General features: G+C 62.2%; 11 protein-coding genes. 9 read left to right on the forward strand and 2 right to left on the reverse strand.

Annotated features, from left to right (window positions below):
* Window positions 1-52: 52 nt before the first annotated feature.
* Window positions 53-1,585 (reverse strand): bifunctional ADP-dependent NAD(P)H-hydrate dehydratase/NAD(P)H-hydrate epimerase, encoded by a 1,533-nt coding sequence (locus AWH62_RS11920; RefSeq protein WP_075190724.1) that lies wholly within the window; start codon window positions 1,583-1,585, stop codon window positions 53-55.
* Window positions 1,586-1,715: 130 nt separating this feature from the next.
* Here AWH62_RS11920 and AWH62_RS11925 point away from each other — a divergent pair, with 130 nt between their 5' ends.
* From AWH62_RS11925 to AWH62_RS11965, 9 genes are all read left to right on the forward strand, one after another.
* Window positions 1,716-2,054, forward strand: a complete 339-nt coding sequence (locus AWH62_RS11925) for a P-II family nitrogen regulator (protein WP_075190887.1) — start codon at window positions 1,716-1,718, stop codon at window positions 2,052-2,054.
* Between the two features lie 32 nt (window positions 2,055-2,086).
* On the forward strand, window positions 2,087-3,490 hold the full coding sequence (glnA, locus tag AWH62_RS11930; RefSeq protein WP_075190725.1) for a type I glutamate--ammonia ligase: 1,404 nt from the start codon (window positions 2,087-2,089) through the stop codon (window positions 3,488-3,490).
* 168 nt (window positions 3,491-3,658) lie between these two features.
* Entirely contained in the window at window positions 3,659-6,838 is a 3,180-nt protein-coding gene (locus AWH62_RS11935; protein WP_075190726.1) for an autotransporter outer membrane beta-barrel domain-containing protein, read from the forward strand.
* A 162-nt stretch (window positions 6,839-7,000) separates the two neighbouring features.
* Window positions 7,001-9,019 carry a DNA topoisomerase IV subunit B gene (gene parE / locus AWH62_RS11940; protein WP_075190727.1) on the forward strand — a complete coding sequence of 673 codons (2,019 nt, stop codon included), beginning with the start codon at window positions 7,001-7,003 and terminating at the stop codon, window positions 9,017-9,019.
* A gap of 108 nt (window positions 9,020-9,127) precedes the next feature.
* Entirely contained in the window at window positions 9,128-11,740 is a 2,613-nt protein-coding gene (locus tag AWH62_RS11945; protein ID WP_075190728.1) for a M14 family zinc carboxypeptidase, read from the forward strand.
* Between the two features lie 234 nt (window positions 11,741-11,974).
* The gene (locus AWH62_RS11950; RefSeq protein ID WP_075190729.1) at window positions 11,975-13,402 is read left to right on the forward strand and encodes an amidohydrolase; all 1,428 of its coding nucleotides are present in this window, start codon (window positions 11,975-11,977) and stop codon (window positions 13,400-13,402) included.
* Window positions 13,402-14,673, forward strand: coding sequence for an amidohydrolase family protein (locus tag AWH62_RS11955; RefSeq protein WP_075190730.1), 1,272 nt, complete (start codon window positions 13,402-13,404; stop codon window positions 14,671-14,673). Before AWH62_RS11950 ends, AWH62_RS11955 begins: the two co-directional genes overlap by 1 nt.
* A gap of 112 nt (window positions 14,674-14,785) precedes the next feature.
* On the forward strand, window positions 14,786-16,309 hold the full coding sequence (locus AWH62_RS11960) for a DEAD/DEAH box helicase (protein ID WP_075190731.1): 1,524 nt from the start codon (window positions 14,786-14,788) through the stop codon (window positions 16,307-16,309).
* A 145-nt stretch (window positions 16,310-16,454) separates the two neighbouring features.
* Window positions 16,455-17,507, forward strand: coding sequence for a GGDEF domain-containing protein (locus AWH62_RS11965; RefSeq protein WP_075190732.1), 1,053 nt, complete (start codon window positions 16,455-16,457; stop codon window positions 17,505-17,507).
* Window positions 17,508-17,566: 59 nt separating this feature from the next.
* Here the strand turns inward: AWH62_RS11965 and AWH62_RS11970 are convergent, their stop codons facing one another.
* Window positions 17,567-18,157, reverse strand: coding sequence for a glutathione S-transferase N-terminal domain-containing protein (locus tag AWH62_RS11970; RefSeq protein WP_075190733.1), 591 nt, complete (start codon window positions 18,155-18,157; stop codon window positions 17,567-17,569).
* Window positions 18,158-18,161: the final 4 nt, after the last annotated feature.

The raw sequence follows: 18,161 nt of genomic DNA on the forward strand, positions 1-18,161 counted from the left end.
TCGTTACCAGACCCTGCACCGGTCCGCGACAAGTTCCAAGCCCCGCAAACGCTTAGCATCCATGCGACAGCAGATGGCTGTGAACCGCCTCGCGATGGCGACGGCGGCGAAGCGCCTGCAGCACAGCCGGAAGTTCCTCCGGCAGGTCCTCAGCAATCAGTCCGGCACCGAGGCGCCGCCCGGCAGCGCCATGCAGCCACGCCGCACCCGCGGCGGCGTCATGTGGCGACAAGCCGGATGCGAGACCCGAGGCGATCATGCCCGCGAGGACATCCCCGCTGCCGGCCGTGGCGAGCCACGCACTGGCGTGCCGGTTGATAAACGGCACCCGACCCGGCGACGCAATCACGGTGGCGGCTCCCTTGAGCAGGACGGTGCATCCCGCCAGTCCCGCCGCACCGACGGCACGGTCAAACTTGCTGCCACGTCGCAATCGGTGCGCGAAAAGGCGGTCGAACTCGCCTTGGTGCGGGGTCAGGACGCAGGCCGGGTGAAGCGCGTCGAACAGGATATCGGGGGTGTCTGCGAAACTGGTGAGCGCATCGGCATCAAGCACCAACGGCAATCCGGTTGAGAGCGCCGAAAGCACGCTTTCCCGGCTCCCGTCTCCGACTCCCATGGCTGGTCCGAGAACCGCCGATTGCGCTCGCAGATCCGCCAATACGCGCGCAGTGTCGGCCGCACCGTCCCAGCGCGTAAGCATCGCCGCCGTCAGATGACCCGCATTGACGAGGTGAGCGGAGGGTGGCGAGCATACCGTGACCAGACCGGACCCGGCCCGCAACGCAGCCCGGGCTGCCAGTCGTGCCGCTCCGGTCGCGCTCGCCCCGCCGGAAAACACAGCCACGCGGCCACGCTGGTGTTTGTGGTCACCACCGCCTGTTGAGCGGGCCGCCGGCCAGTCCGGTGCGACAACTTCCTGCGCGATGGGTGCCACCAACTGCTGCCAACCATCGGGAATTCCGATGTCGGCACACACGACCTCGCCGCAAAGCCCGGCGAAGGGTTCGATGAGATGCGCCAGCTTGCGGGCATGGAATGTGACCGTCAGATCGGCGGTCAGAACGGACCCTTCCGACATGTGTGCATCACCGGCGACGCCGCTGGGCAGATCGACCGCAATGACGGGCACTGCCCTCCCCCGTTGCGGGGTTCGCGCTCGCTGCAATTGCTCAATCCAGCGCGCGGCATCGCCCGAGATCGCCTGCGACAGGCCGGCACCAAACAGGGCGTCGACCACCAGGCCCGTCTTGTCGATATCGACACCGTGAGCCCGCTCGACCGCCTCACCCCAAACGCCAAATGCCCAAGCTGCATCATCGGTCAGACTGGCAGGTTCTGCGAACAAGACGACCCGGACCGGCCAACCCGATTCTCTCAAAGACGCTGCCGCGATCAAACCATCGCCGCCATTATTGCCTGGACCGGCCAGCACCAAGACCGGACGAGGCGCCCAACGTGTGCGAATCGCGGTCGCAACGGCCTCCCCCGCCTTGCGCATAAGGCTTTGGGACATCACACCGTTTTCAACCGCATACCGGTCGCACGCGGCGCAGTCAGCGGCAGCAAGGATATCAGTCGTCATCGACGCACCATTGTGAGGCAGTCCTGCCCGATTGTGTGGCATATACTCGACACGCTGCGAACGAGTCCCGTTTCTGTCTTGTCACCCCGACGCCCGCGGCTAGCGTCACTGCGAGATCATGGAGTCCGTGATGAAAAAAATTGAAGCCATCATAAAACCCTTCAAGCTCGATGACGTGAAGGAGGCCCTGCAGGAGATCGGTGTGCAAGGCCTGACTGTCATAGAGGCCAAGGGGTTTGGTCGGCAAAAAGGGCATACCGAACTCTATCGCGGCGCCGAATACGTCGTCGACTTCCTGCCCAAGATCAAGATCGAACTCGTGCTGCCTGCGGACCGTGTGGAAGCGGCCGTCGAAGCCATCCAGAATGCGGCCCAGACCGGACGCATCGGCGACGGCAAGATCTTCGTAAGCCCGATCGAAAGTGTCATTCGCATCCGCACCGGCGAGACCGGCCGGGATGCCCTCTAATCCAATTCGACCAGTAATCCGGAGCCTGGCCCATGTCAGACGCAATTCTCAAAAAGCTCAAAGACGAAGACATCAAATATGTCGATCTGCGCTTCACCGACCCGCGCGGCAAGCTGCAGCACGTCACGTTCGACCGCTCGGAGGTCAATGAGGACTTCTTCGAAGACGGCATCATGTTTGACGGCTCTTCGATCGCCGGCTGGAAGGCCATCAACGAGTCCGACATGGTTCTCAAGCCGGACGCCAGCTATTGCGAAGTCGACCCCTTCTATCAGCAACCAACCGCGGTCATCATCGCCGACATTCTGGAGCCAGGAACCGGCGAAGCCTATAATCGCGACCCGCGCACAACCGCCAAGAAGGCCGAGGCCTTCCTGAAAGCGTCCGGCGTCGGCGACACCGCCTATTTCGGTCCCGAAGCCGAATTCTTCGTGTTCGACGATGTCCGCTACTCCACGAGTCAGCAGGACACCGGCTACAAGCTCGACAGCGAAGAAATGCCGCACAACACCGGTTCGAAGTTCGAAGGCGGCAATATGGGGCACCGCCCGGGTCCTAAGGGCGGCTATTTCCCGGTCAATCCGATCGATAGCGGTCAGGACATGCGCACCGAGATGCTGACCGTGCTCGAAGAACTCGGCCTGCATCCGGAAAAGCATCACCATGAAGTGGCACCGGCCCAGCACGAGCTCGGCATGAAGTTTTCGTCGCTGACAACCATGGCCGACCGCATGCAGCTGTATAAATACACCGTGCACATGGTCGCCCACGCCTATGGCAAGACCGCGACCTTCATGCCCAAGCCGGTCTGGAACGACAATGGCACGGGCATGCACGTCCACCAGTCGATCTGGAAAGACGGCAAACCGATGTTCGCCGGCGACCGCTATGCCGATCTGTCGGAGACCTGCCTGCACTATATCGGTGGCGTCATCAAACACGCCCGTGCGATCAACGCCTTCGCCAACGCATCGACCAATTCCTACAAGCGCCTGGTGCCGGGCTTTGAGGCGCCGGTCCTGCTGGCCTACTCGGCCCGCAACCGGTCGGCATCAATCCGCATCCCCTGGGTCGGCTCGCCGAACGCCAAGCGTCTGGAAACCCGTTTCCCGGACCCGGCCGGCAATCCCTACCTGACCTTCGCCGCCCTCCTGATGGCCGGCCTCGACGGGATCGAGAACCGCATTGATCCGGGCGATCCGATGGACAAGGACCTCTACGACCTGCCGCCGGAAGAACTCAAGGACATCCCGACGGTTTGCCGGTCACTGCGCGAAGCCTTGGAATCGCTGGACGCCGACCGCGGCTTCCTCAAGAAGGGCGGCGTCATGGATGACGACCAGATCGACGCCTATATCGACCTCAAGATGGAAGAGGTGCTGCGCTACGAGATGCACCCGCATCCGGTCGAGTTCGACATGTATTACTCCTGCTAATTCAAGGAGTTTCGACCGAGTTGTGGTCAAGGACGGCGACCGGGCATCTGCCCGGTCGCTTTCTTTTGTGGCCAGCGCACCTGACACGGTCGACGAGCGCGCAGGCTTTCGCTACAAATCGTATCTCATTCGACCCAATCGTTTTGGGAAGTCCTGTCAGGAGTTCGTATGCGTCGCCGTTTTTTGTTCGCCAGCGCCCTTGTATCGCTGACCGTTACAGCTCCTGCCGCTTTCGCAGACCGCGAGATTACCGATGAAGTGACGACACCGGTTGCGACATCAACCGCGGGCGATGGCGGTGTCGCCGACAACATCGTGATCAGTGCCAGCGGTCGCGTCACCGTTTCACCTGGTTCCACCGCAGTCACGATGGATAGTGACCACGCAATCACCAATAATGGGACTATCCTGATCGACGGCGACGGTGATGACGGTGTCGGCGTCCATATTGTTGGCGGCTCAACAGGCGATCTTGTCCACAACGGCACGATCCAGGTCGTGCCCGAAACACGTGCGACGGACACTGACGATCCGATTGACGGCCGCGTCGATGGCCCAAATGCCTATGGCTCCAACCGGGTTGCCATTCTCGTCGACGGGGCTGCGGTTTTCACCGGCGATATCATCACAGCCAGCAGCAGCGGCATCACTGTCATCGGCAATGACAGTGCCGGCCTGCGCATTCTCACGGGAATCGACGGCAATCTTGACCTCAACGGCCTGATCCGTCTGACCGGCGACAATGGCCATGCGGTTGATGTCAGCGGCGATGTCTCGGGCAATGTGCTCGTTGACGGGACGGTGAGCGCGACTGGCGTCGGCAGTCACGGCCTCGCCTTGATGGGTGACGTCGGTGGCGCCGTCCGCATCGGCGCGAGCATTTCAACCACCTCCTATCGGTTCTTGGGACACCCAAGCGACGAGTTAACCCCCCTCCTTGACGAATATGACACGGGGCTGAGCGGATCCGCATTGGTGCTGAACGGCTCTGTTGCAGGTGGCGTTTACATCGCCGGTCCGAGTGAAACCTTTCCGAACGAAGTTGCAGGATCGATCTCCGTTCGCACGTCGGCCCCGGCCGCCCATATTTTCGCCGACGCTAGCTCCGGCGACATTGTGCTCGGCGAAATCGTTCTTGAAGCCGTTGAGGATGATCCCGACACCCCTGATGTCGACGAGAGCATTCCCGCCCAAAGTCTCGGCTACGCATTCGTCAATCGCGGCACGATCAACGCCCAGGGAGATCTTGACGGCGTGGATGCTTACGGCATGCGCGTCGAGGGGCTCGACGGCAATACGGTTACCTTCGAAGGCGGAATTGAGAACGCCGACCGGCTGAACCTCACCGCATACGAAGCAACCGGGACGGGCGTCTTCCTCGGCAATGGCGCGATTGTTCCAACATTTGCCAACTCAGGCACCTTCCTTGTCGGCGTTAACGGCGTCGGCGGGGTTGCCCGCGGCGTCTACATTGATACCGGGGCTTCGGTTCCGAGCTTCATCAACACCGGCACACTGAGCGTCAACGCCGTTTCCGGCGGCAGTGCCTACGCGCTGTTGGATCAATCCGGAACTTTGACCTCGGTCGAGAACACCGGCCTTATCCGCACGACCTACACCGCCCCCCCTGAAGGAACCGACCCGGTCCCGTATGAAACAGTGGCCATCGACCTGAGCGCGGGTTCACTCGGTGCCGTCGTGCGCCAATACCTGCACGCTGAGGCCGAAGAGGATGCCGTCGTCAGCATCCTGGGTGATATTCGTCTCGGTTCGGGTGCCGATGAGCTGCGCGTGGAAACCGGTACGGTCACGGGCGATATCAGCTTCGGCGACGGCGCTGACCAGCTGATCCTGTCCGGCGATTCGGTTGTCGCCGGTGCCGTCACCGACAGTGATGGTGCGCTCGCGATAGAAATCGACGACGCAGAGCTGCAACTCACCGCCGACACGAACCTGTCGTTTACGACAGCCCGCTTCGGGGATGGTTCGGTGCTGCGGTTCCAGATCGACGATGCGACCAGCACTGCCGCCAGCATTCATGGCAGCGGCACGGTGACCTTCGAATCCGGATCGCGTGTTTCCGCCACCTTGTCGAACCTGATCGGCGACGGGGCGACTTTCGTGGTTCTGACCGCAGATAACCTCGTGATCGAGGAAACACTGGCGTCGCTGCAGGATACGGATGCACCATGGCTTTATGAATCCAGCCTGCAATTCGATCCGACAGACGACAATGCCCTTATCCTGACATTGCGCCGCCGAACTGCTGAAGAGCTGGGAATGAATGCCAACCAGGGCGCCGTCTACTCGGCCGCACTTGAAGGCTGGCAGTCCAATACAGAGCTCGGCCAGGCCATTGCCTCGCTGATGACGCAGGACGAGTTTTTCTCGGCCTATGACCAGCTTCTGCCGGAGTATTCCGCCAGTGCCATCCAGTTTGCCCTGGCCGCCAATGACAGTGCCGTCGGTGCCTTGGCCAACAGACTTGAGGCCGTCCGCCGCAGCCCGGAAGAAAGCGGCGGCCTTTGGGTCCAGGAATTCGGCTATTTCGCGGACCGGGCCGGCAGCGCATTCGGTCCGGGTTATCGCGGTCACGGAATCGGTATCGCCGCCGGTTTCGACCGTCCGTTCGGTCCTTTCTACGCGGTTGGCGTCAATGTCGTCGGCGCCGCCAGCGAAGTCTCCGAGGTTGACGGCGTCGATGACCCGATGAGCGCGATGACGGCACAGATCGGCACCTATGCCGGCGCGCGCATGGACATGTTCGATGTCGATCTCTACGCATCGGTCGGATACGACAGTTTTGAACATAATCGCCGGGTTTTGATCGGCGCCTTCGACGCGTCACCCAGTGCCGACTGGACCGGCTGGCACACATCGGCCTCTGCCCGCATTGCACGGGACATCGCGGTCACTGAACGTTGGTATGTTCGCCCGGCCTTCTCGGTCGACTATCTTCGCCTCAGCGAAAGCTCCTATGTCGAAACAGGCGGCGGTGTCGGCGTTGACCTGTCAGTCGGTGACCGGGAAACAACCAGTTTTTCAGGTACTGGCCTGTTGACGCTCGGCGCCCGCTTCACAAGCACCAACAGCTGGTGGTCGCCAACCGTTCGGGTCGGCTTCCGCAACGAGTTCGCCGACTCCGACTCCGAAACCACGGCGAGCTTTGCCGATTTCGACGATACCTTCACCCTGCGCTCGCAATCGATGCCGGGCACCGGTGCCATTTTCGGCTTCGGTATCGCCGCCGGATCCGGGTATTCGACCTTCTCCTTCGACTATGACGCCGATGTCCGTGAGGACTTCATTCGCCATACAGCACGTCTGGTCATGCGCATGGTCTTCTGACCCCGGCGTCGCGTCGCAATTGAAAAGCCCGGCTGTCATCAGCCGGGCTTTTTTGTGGAACACCCTGAAATCCCGCCTCGATGACTGCATACACTGGCTGCCCGCCCGCGATCCGCTGCGTAGAATTTCCCGTCTGACGCCCGACTCGTGCAAAGTGAAATCATGTCGAACCAAAGCTCCGATTCCGACCTGTTTTCCGGCGCCGCCGCGCCGACCCCGTCCAAAGCACCCGCGCCCGGCTATTCCGCGGCGCATATCGAGGTGCTTGAAGGCCTGGAAGCCGTCCGGCGGCGGCCAGGCATGTATATCGGCGGCACGGATGAACGCGCCTATCACCACCTGTTCGCGGAAATTCTCGACAACTCGATGGACGAGGCCGTCGCCGGCTGGGCCGACCGTATCGAAGTTGCAGTCGATGAAGACGGCCATATCACTGTCACCGACAATGGCCGCGGTATCCCGGTCGATCCGCACCCGAAATATCCCGACAAATCAGCCCTCGAAGTCGTGCTGACCGTGCTGCACGCCGGCGGCAAGTTTTCCGACAGCGCCTACAAGACATCCGGCGGCCTGCACGGAGTCGGCATTTCCGTCGTGAACGCCCTCTCCGAAGTGCTTGAAGTCGAAGTGGCTCGCGAGAAAACCCTGTGGAGTCAGTCCTATTCACGCGGCCTGCCGCTGGGACCATTGGTCAAGGTCGGACCGGCACCGAACCGGCGCGGAACAAAGCTGCGCTTCCTGCCAGATACCCAGATTTTCGGCGACAAGATGTCGGTCAAACCGGCCCGTATCTACGCCATGGCCAGGTCAAAGGCCTTCCTGCGCCGCGGCGTCAAGATTCAGTGGCGTTGCGCGCCAAGCCTGGTCGAAGGCACCGACATACCGGCCGATGACATCCTCTGCTTCCCGGGCGGCCTGGCGGACCGCATGGCCGAGATGGCTGCCAAGCGCGCGCTCGTCACCGCAGAAGGCTTTACCGGGCGCGTGGAACGCGAAGACGGTGGTGGTGGCGTTGAATGGGCGGTCACCTGGTCGGCCAATGGCTATGGCGGCGATGCCGACGGCTTTTGCCAGTCCTACTGCAACACGGTCCCGACACCACAAGGCGGCACGCATGAGCAAGGCCTGCGGGGTGCGCTCTCCAAGGGTTTGCGCGCCTATGCCGAGCACACACATGCCAAGAAAGCGGCCCAGATCACCGCCGAAGATGTGATGGGCGGCGCCGGCGCTCTGGTCTCGGTTTTCATCGGCGATCCGGAATTCCAGGGGCAGACCAAGGAACGCCTGGCCACGCCGGAAGCCACCAAGCTGGTGGAAACGGCCGTCCGCGACCAGTTTGATCACTGGCTCGCCGCCTCGCCCAAGGAGGCTGCCAAACTGGTCGAATTTGCGATCGAGCGCGCCGATGACCGGATGCGCCGACGCAAGGAAAAAAACGTCAAACGCCAGACCGCTTCGCGGCGCCTGCGTCTGCCCGGCAAGCTGGCAGATTGCTCCCGGGCTGACGCCGATGGAACCGAGCTTTTCCTGGTCGAGGGTGATTCCGCCGGCGGCTCGGCCAAACAGGCACGCTCGCGCCAGACCCAGGCCATTCTGCCGCTGCGCGGCAAAATCCTGAATGTCGCCTCAGCGACCGCCGACAAGATCTCCGCCAACCAGGAAATCAGCGATCTGCTTCTGGCGCTGGGTTGCCAGACCGGCAGCCGGTTCAAGCTCGAAGACCTGCGCTATGATCGGGTCGTGATCATGACCGACGCCGATGTCGACGGCGCCCATATCGCGGCGCTGTTGATCACCTTTTTCTACCGCTCGATGCCGGAGTTGATCCATTCCGGTCGGCTCTTCCTGGCGCAACCGCCACTCTACCGCCTGACCCAGGGAACGCGCACGCTTTATGCCCGCGATGACGCCCATCGCGAGCAATTGATCCGCGATGAGTTCAAGGCCAACGGCAAAATCGATATCGGCCGCTTCAAGGGTCTTGGTGAGATGACACCATCGCAGCTCAAGCAGACCACCATGGACCCGGCGGTGCGCACCCTGGCTCGCGTGGTGATCAATGAAGATGACCTGCCAACGCTTGAAGCCCTCGTGGAAACACTGATGGGAAAGAAGCCGGAAGCCCGTTTCAAATTCATTCAGGACAATGCCAGCTTCGTCACGGAAGACCTCGACCTCTAGCCACACCTGGTCCTGGTCGCTTCACGATACTGAGCGGCGAGTGGACAAGCGCGGCCGGCGCGCTAGCCTCTGGGCCAACAAGTTGACCAGAATCACGAGGGGACGCCCATGACGCATCGACGCGCAATCCGGCAGGTATTGGCGGGAGGCTGCATCGCTGCAGCGGCCGCCAGCGGACTTCTTGCTCCGGCACTCGCTGAACCGATCGAATTCTTCCAGGTAGACGGCGTCAGCTATGACGCAGATGTTCCGGCTCCGGAAGACGTCATTGGGTGGGGTGTCGGCGAGCATCCAGTCCGGCATGAACAAATGGTCGCCTATCTGACGGAAGTCGCGAACGGCTCCGACCGGATTTCCGTCGAGACCATCGGCTATACCCACGAACGCCGCCCCATTCTCTTTTTCGTCGTCACCTCACCGGACAACCACGCCCGTATCGACGACATCCGCGCCAATCACCTCGCCTCGCTCGAACCGGGCGCACCGGCGAGCGACGGCCCCGCCATCCTGTGGTTGAACTACGGCGTACACGGTGCCGAATCCGCCGGCATGGATGCGTCGATCCCGACGCTTTATCACCTCGCCGCCGCGCAGGGTCCCGAGATCGAGGCAACGCTGGACAACAGCGTGATCCTGATCACGGCCATCTTCAATCCGGATGGCCATTCGCGCCGGGCCAATCATGTCGAGACCTTCGGCGGCGAAGTGCGGACCACCGATCCCGCGCATGAACAGCACAATCTGTGGACCACCGCGCGCACCAACCACTATTGGTTCGACCTCAACCGGCAATGGCTGTTGCAGACGCAACCCGAATCCCGCGCCTGGCTGGAGCAATGGCATGCCTGGAAGCCCCAAGTCTCGGCCGACTTCCACGAGATGGGCACTGAAAGCACCTTCTATTTCCACCCGGGTGAGCCGCGCCGTCGCAATCCGCTGATCCCGGAACAGGCCCGCGAACTGACGCTCGGAATCGCCCAGCATCACATCGGCTTTCTCGACAGCGAGGCCCGCCTCTATACATCCGAGGAAGGGTTCGACAATTTCTATGTCGGAAAGGGATCGACCTACCCGCAGGTCAATGGCTCGCTCGGCATCCTGTTCGAGATCGGCGCCGCACGGGGCGGCCTGATCGAGGCGGAACGCGGACTGGTCAGCCATGGTGACAATGTGCGCACCCATTTCCGTACCTCCCTGACGACGATTGAGGGGGGGGTGGCGGCGCATGACGAGATCGCGGCCTATCAGCGCGAATTCTTCGCCAATTCGATGGCGGCGGCCGGGCGCGACCGGGATCGCGGTTTCATCTTCACCGCGGAGGGCGATCCGGCCCGGGCCAACATGTTTGTCGATTTGCTCAACCGGCACGATATCCGCGTCAATCGCCTGGCTCGGGACGTGCGCAGCAATGGCCGGACCTGGCGAGCCGATGAAAGCTATGTGATCTCGCTGAACCAGCCGCAATACACGATGATCCGATCGCTGTTCGACCGCGTCACCGAGTTCGAGGAAAACATCTTCTACGATGTGTCAGGCTGGACGCTGCCCCTCGCCTATGACCTCGACTACGCGCCGCTGGGTCGCGACTGGTCAGACGATATTGTTGGCACCGAGGCCAGTGCGGCCGAGCTGGCGCAACCTGCGCCGCCGCGCTCGAATTATGGCTATGTCCTGCGCTGGTCCGACTATTATGCTCCGCGTGGCCTCTACCGCCTGCTGGACGCCGACATCCGGGTCCGCGTTGCCACCGAGTCCGCCACCATCGCAACCCATCTCGGTGCTACCGAGTTCGGCCCCGGAGCGGTCTTCGTGCCACTGGTCGGTCAGGACACGGATCGCGACACCATCCACGAACTGGTCACCTCGATCGCCCGGGAAGACGGCGTCGCCGTCCATGCCGTGACCTCGGGATCAACCGCCGGTGGGTCGCCAGACCTCGGCGATGGCAACGGATTTCGGGCCGTACGGCGCCCCGAAGTCCTGGTCCTGTTTGATGACGGGCTCACCAGCTATGATGTCGGCGAAGTCTGGCACCAGCTTGACCATCGGATGCACATCCCGGTCACCCTGCGACGCAAGAATGATCTCGGCGGGCTGGACTGGTCCCGCTATACGCATCTGGTGATCGTCGGCGGTGGGAATGCTGATTTGTCAGCCCGGTCGGCGGACCGGGTCGGTCAGTGGATCCGCGAGGATGGCGGCGTATTGATTACCATGCGACAGGCCTCCCGCATGGCACAGTCGGTCTTCTTCGACATGGAAGCCGAGGAAGACGACGAAGACGCCTCCGACAACGGGACTCCGGACCGGCGCAATTATTCCGAACTGGGTGTCGATGACGCCGAGCATGTCATCGGCGGTGCCATATTCCAGACCGATCTCGACCCGTCCAACCCGATCGGATTCGGCTATTCGGACCGCGTGTTGCCAGTCCATCGCAACACGACGTTCACGCTGCAGCGACCGGACGACAACCCGTTTGCGGTGGTCGCCCAATATGCCGACGAGCCGCTTCTGTCGGGCTATGCCTCCCCGCGTCGGCGTGACGAGATCGCCGGCACACCTGCCATCATTGCCCAGCGCCTGGGGCGCGGGACCGTGGTGATGTTTGCCGACAATCCGACCTTCCGGGCCACTTTCCGCGGCACCGAACGGGCCTTCATGAATGCCATTTTCTTCGGCACCCTGATCGACCGACCCTACGGCGACTACGAAGACTAAAGACAAGCCGGCGCCTGCCCACGGCCAGGCGCCGGCTACCTAAAACTGTATTGATACGTGAAGTAACCAAGAGAAATTGGGGAGTTCCGCAACCGCGAGCGGACCATCTCCCTGAAAATCCACAAATCTTTGCTTAATCGGTATGATCGGGGTTTGACGACGGCATGCTGAAGGCGTTCAATCCCGACATCTCGCCCGGCCCTGTCAGCCTGGGCGCAATGTGGGGAACAGCGAATGACACTCAAGGCATGGATGCCAGCGCTTGCGGCCACCGCCGTGATCGGCCTGGCAGCGTGCAGTGCCGGAAGCGGATCGAATGATTCGGGTACTGACGCGTCGGAAACGGACATTGTCCGGCACAGCCTCGATCCTTATCCGTCGACCTATGCACCGCGGCCCAGCGGCGTCACCCTGATCCAGGGTGCGACGGTGCTGGATGGCATCGGTGACGAAATCGAAAACGGCGATGTACTGATCGAGAATGGTCGCATCGCCGCGGTCGGTACCGGTCTGGAAGCCCCCGAGGGCGCGACGGTGATCGATGCCACCGGGCGCTATGTCACGCCCGGCGTGATCGACATCCACTCCCATCTCGGCGCCTACCCCTCGCCGAGTGTCAGTGCCCACAGCGATGGCAATGAGGCGACCCAGCCCGTGACGTCCGAAGTGTGGGTCGAACACAGTGTCTGGCCGCAAGATCCCGGTTTTGAGGCCGCCCTGGCGGGCGGCGTGACCACGCTGCATGTCCTGCCCGGCTCAGCCAACCTGTTTGGCGGACGCGGTGTCACGCTGCGCAATGTTTCCGGCCGCACTGTCCAAGAGATGAAATTCCCCGACGCGCCCTACACGCTGAAAATGGCGTGCGGCGAAAACCCGTCCCGCGTCTATGGCAATCGCGGCCAGTCGCCAGCGACGGACATGGGCAATATGGCTGGCTACCGGGCGGCCTGGATCCGCGCCGCTGACTATCGCGACAGCTGGCACGAATACTGGGAAGCGGCCGAAAGTGGCGACGATGGCGACGCGCCCACCCGCGATCTCGAACTGGAAACCCTGATGGGTGTGCTCGACGGCGAAATCCTGATCCAGATGCATTGCTACCGCGCCGACCAGATGGCGCAAATCATGGATCTGTCTCAGGAGTTTGGCTATCAGGTCACTACTTTCCACCACGCGGTGGAAGCTTATAAAATTCCGGACCTCCTCGCCGAGAACGGCACCTGTGCCGCTGTGTGGGCTGACTGGGGCGGCTTCAAGATGGAAGCCTATGACGCGGTGCGCGAAAACCTCGCCATGACCCACGCCAACGGCGCCTGTGCGATGATCCATTCGGACAGCGATATGGGTATCCAACGCCTCAACCAGGAAGTCGCAAAGGCACTCGGCGATGGCCGTCGGGCCGGTCTCGACATCAGCGACGGCGAGGCTTGGGCTTGGCTGTCCTCGAACCCGGCCCAGGCGCTTGGTATTGCCGATCAGACCGGCAGCCTTCAGCCGGGTCTGCGGGCCGATGTCGTGCTGTGGTCCGGCAATCCCTACTCCACCTATACACGGGCCGACCAGGTCTGGATCGACGGCGCGATGAGCTTTGATCGTCGTGACGAAAGCCAGCAGCCGGTTCGTGACTTCATGCTCGGCCAGCCCGGCGAGGGAGAAGACTGATGAAAACCCTGATTCCCGCACTCGCCCTGGCACTCGCCAGCGCCGCTCCCGGCTTGGCACAGAGCTATGCCGTCACCAATGGCCGCGTTGTCACCAATACCGACCAGGGCATCATCGCCAATGGCACGGTTCTGATCCGTGACGGCAATATCGTTGCGGTCGGAACAGACGTGACCATTCCCGCCGACACCGATGTGATCGACGCCAATGGCGGCTGGATCACGCCGGGCCTGTTTGCACCGGTCACCCAGATCGGCCTGATCGAAGTCGCGCTGGAAGGCTCCACGACCGATGCCGGCGCCAATGACTCGCCCTATTCGGTTGCGCTTGATGTCAGCGATGGTTTCAACCCGGCCGGCACCCACATCGCAGCCACCCGCGTTCGCGGGGTGACCCGGGCAGCGATCTATCCCTCGACCGGCCACAATATCTTTGCCGGGCACGGCGCCTTGGTCGAAACGAGCGGCGCCGCCGATTCGATCTTCAACAGCGGCAGCTTCGTCTACGCCGATCTCAGCCAGTCCGGCGCATCGACAGCGGGTGGGTCGCGCCCCGCAGCCTGGGCCTATCTGGAAGCCGCCTTCAATGATGCCCGCGGCTATCCCGGTCGTTTCTCGGCCGACCATGAAGGCGACGCCCTCAACCGTTATGACGCACAGGCCTTGCTGCCGGTCGTTCGTGGCCGGGTGCCGCTGGTGCTGAATATCGACCGCGCCGCTGACCTGCGCCGGGCCATCCGCTTCCAGGCGGACAATGCCCCGGTCCAGATCATCATTGATGGTGGCGCCGAGGCCTGGCTGGTCGCCGATGAATTGGCAGCAGCCGGCATTCCGGTCCTGCTCGACCCGCTGCGTAATCTCCCGGCCTCCTTCGACGAGATCGCCGCGACCCTGAGCGGTGCCCAACGCCTGCACGATGCCGGTGTTGTCGTGGCCTACACGACGCAGACTTCGGACGGGTATTACAATGCCCGCCTGATCACCCAGCATGCCGGCAATGCCGTTGCCAATGGCGTTGCCTGGGACCAGGCCTTCCGCTCCATCACCCTCACCCCGGCCGAAATCTATGGAATGGGGGACCGTTATGGTGCTCTGGCCACGGGTTATGCCGGTGACGTTGTTGTGTGGGACGGTGACCCGCTAGAAGTGATGAGTTCGCCGCTAGCGGTATTGATTGACGGCGAGGCGACCGCGATGGATTCGCGGCAATCGCGCCTGCGGGACCGTTACATCAATATCACGGACGAGACGCCATTCGCCTATCGGCGATAGGGGATCAGCCTTGTTGCGTTGACTTGCAGCGGGGCCTCCTTATTTTGCGCTCACCAAGCGGCCGCGCCACTACGGCGCGGCCGTACGTTTTCTGGTCAAACAAAAGGACGCCATGACGTTCGCAGAACTGGGTCTGAGCCCGAAACTACTCGAAGCCATCGAACAAGCTGGCTATAGCGAACCGACCCCGATCCAGGCCGGCGCCATTCCTGCGGCGCTTGCCGGGAAAGATGTGCTTGGCATTGCCCAGACCGGTACCGGCAAGACTGCGTCCTTCACCCTGCCCCTGATCGAGCGCCTGTCGCGCGGCCGCGCCAAGGCGCGCATGCCCCGCTCACTGATCATTGCGCCGACCCGCGAACTCGCCGCCCAGTGCGCCGAGAATTTCGAGACCTATTCCAAGGGGCAGCGGCTTTCGATGGCGCTGCTGATCGGCGGCGTCGCCTTTGGCCCGCAAGAGGAAATCCTCAACAAGGGTGCCGACGTCCTGATTGCGACGCCGGGCCGCCTGCTTGACCATTTCGGTCGCGGCAAGCTCTTGATGACCGGCGTACAGATGCTGGTGGTCGATGAAGCCGACCGCATGCTGGACATGGGATTCATTCCCGACCTCGAAAAAATCTTCTCGCTGGTCCCGCCGCCGCCGCGCCGCCAGACACTGTTCTTCTCGGCCACCATGCCGAAGGAGATCCAGAGCCTGGTCGACCGTTTCCTGCGCGATCCTGAGCGTGTCGAAGTGTCGCGACCGGCCCAGACCGGCGCCAATATCACCCAATTGATGGTTCGCTTGACCGACAGCTCGGCCAAGGCCAAGCGCGCCGCCCTGCGGCTCGCCATGGCGCGTGAAGGCGTCCGCAACGGCATCATTTTCTCGAACCGCAAGCGCGATGTTGACGTGGTTGCCCGCTCGCTGCAGCGCCACGGTTTCTCCGCCGCCCCGATCCATGGTGACCTCGACCAGTCGGCACGCACCGCGACCCTGGCCGATTTCAAGGCCGGCACCCTGCGCTTCCTCGTCGCCTCGGATGTGGCCGCACGCGGCCTCGACATTCCCGATGTCAGCCATGTGTTCAATTACGACATGCCGCATCACGCCGACGACTATGTCCACCGCATCGGTCGCACCGGCCGCGCCGGCAAATCCGGCGAATCGATCACGATTTTTGCGCCCGGCGACGAAAAGTCGCTGTCGGCGGTGGTAAAGCTCATCAAGCAGGAGATTCCCGAGCTCACACTTGATGGTCTCAACGACGCGTCTTCCGACGTCGGCGCCGGCTCGTCCGGCGGACGGTCTTCGTCCGGTCGTGGTAGCACGCGCAAAGGTCCCGAGAGCTCCGGGCGATCACGACGTTCGCGATCAGGCAAGTCCGAAACAGCCGAACAGCCCCCCGCGGACGCGCAAACGGCATCGGCCGCCACGCCAAGCGAACCGGTTGAGTCTGCTAAAGAAACCAAGCCAGAACCCGCAATCGACAACCGCCCGCCCCGCGCCAAACGCAACACGGACGATGCAAGCGAAGGCCATCGCAGATCGTCGCGCAAGCCGGGTCAAAAACGAGAACGCGGCTCGGATTCGGACCGTTCCGTGGTCGGCTTCGGTGACCATGTTCCCAGCTTCATGAACGCTGACCGTTAGGGGCATCGGTTCGAAGTCAGTCCCCGACCGGGGTGCAGTTGCTCATATTCCATGAGCGATTTTTACCACTTCTTTCCCTTTGCGGGGTAGCGTCCCCCTTAACCGCTGGGCGAAGTCATTCGCCTCCGCAGGAAAGGACTTTCTGGTGAACGGTCGACTGCTTGGAAAAGAAGGACGTGAGTTCGCGCTCAAAGCGCTTGATCTCATGGATCAATTCGGCATCGCGCCGACCCCCGAGAATTACGCGGTGTGGGTCTGCTTCGCCAGTGACACCAATCCGGAGCTTTGCGAAACCCTGCGCGGTCATGTTGAAGCCGGCGATGCTTTCAGCGAGACCCTGAACGCCGAATTGTTCGAACAGTATTTCCAGTGGAAGGCCATCCAGGACGCGATTCTGGAGAGCGGTGGAGTCATGTGCCGCGAATTGGGCGCGGTCCAGGAAACGCTCGAAGCCGCCGAACGTGACACGCTTGCCTATGGCAAGGCCCTTGAAGGCGCCAGCCATGAACTGATCGCCAGCCCTGATGCCCAAGGCATGAAACGTCTGGTCGAGGGCCTCGTCTCGGCGACCGCGCGCATGCAACGGCGCAGTCAGGCGTTGGAAGATCGCCTGCAAGCGACCTCGAATGAAGTGACCCAGTTGCGCTCGCATCTGGAGAAAGTTCGCGAAGAAGCGATGACTGATGCCCTCACCGGCATCGCCAATAGCAAGCGGTTCGATGAAAGCCTGCGCCGCGCCCGCCGCGACGCCGAAACCAAGAAACAGCCGCTCAGCCTAATCCTGTGCGATATCGACTTCTTCAAACGCTTCAACGACACTTGGGGCCATCAGACTGGCGACCAGATCATCCGTTTCGTCGCGGGCTGCCTAACGCGTCATGCCGGAGAAGGCCATCTGGTTGCCCGTTATGGCGGCGAGGAATTCGGCATCGTGATGCCAAACACGGCGCCAAATGTCGCCGAACAAGTGGCCGAGAAAATTCGCAAGACGGTTGAGTCCAAGAAGCTCCTGCGCAAATCGACCAACGAAGACCTTGGCAATATCACCGTCTCGCTGGGCATTGCGACCTATCAGGATGGCGAGTCCATCGAAGAGCTTATCGAGCGTTCCGACACCAATCTCTACCGCTCCAAGACCGAGGGTCGAAATCGCACCACGGTCGATGACGGGCGCACGAATTCGCGCAGCGCTGCCTGACAGCGGCTTGCAGGAATGGATTGAATGGTCAGACCGCCCTCGCCGGCGGTCTTTTCATATCAGGCACCGACAGGTGGTGGCGTCGCCTTGAAACTGGGCCGCGCCTCCCAGGCCTCGAGCAAGCTCTTCAGGTGCGGCCGACCGGCACGCCACTGGCTCTCGGGATAGCGGAAATCCATGTAGGACAGCGCGACCGCCATGGTCAGCGGTCCCTGCGCCAAGGGCGTATCAAGCGCCCCGACGGCCATTTCCAATTCATCGATTGCCCGCATGATGCCGCGCTCGCGCCGGCCGATCCAATAATCCGATTGAATGCCCTCATCGCGAACCATCTCGACCCGACGGGCCACGGTCAGATCAAGCAGGCCATTGCCCAGCGCCTCAAGCCGTCGATCATTCCAGTCTCGCGGCCACGGATCACCCGCCTGTTCACACAGATAGTCGGCGATCAGCGCGCTCTCGGTATAGGCTTGGCCGTCATCCAGGACCAGGCACGGCACCCGGCCGAGCGGATTTGCGGCCAAGAGTTCCGGGTCATCATCGAACGGATGTGACTCAATTTCCTCGACCTGGCCGTCCAACCCCAGCTCGCGCACCATGACACGGCATTTGCGGGAGTATGGCGATGTCGTCGAGATAATGAGTTTCATGCCG

It is taken from the genome of Maricaulis sp. W15, from assembly GCF_001924955.1.
Classification (GTDB): Bacteria; Pseudomonadota; Alphaproteobacteria; order Caulobacterales; family Maricaulaceae; genus Maricaulis; species Maricaulis maris.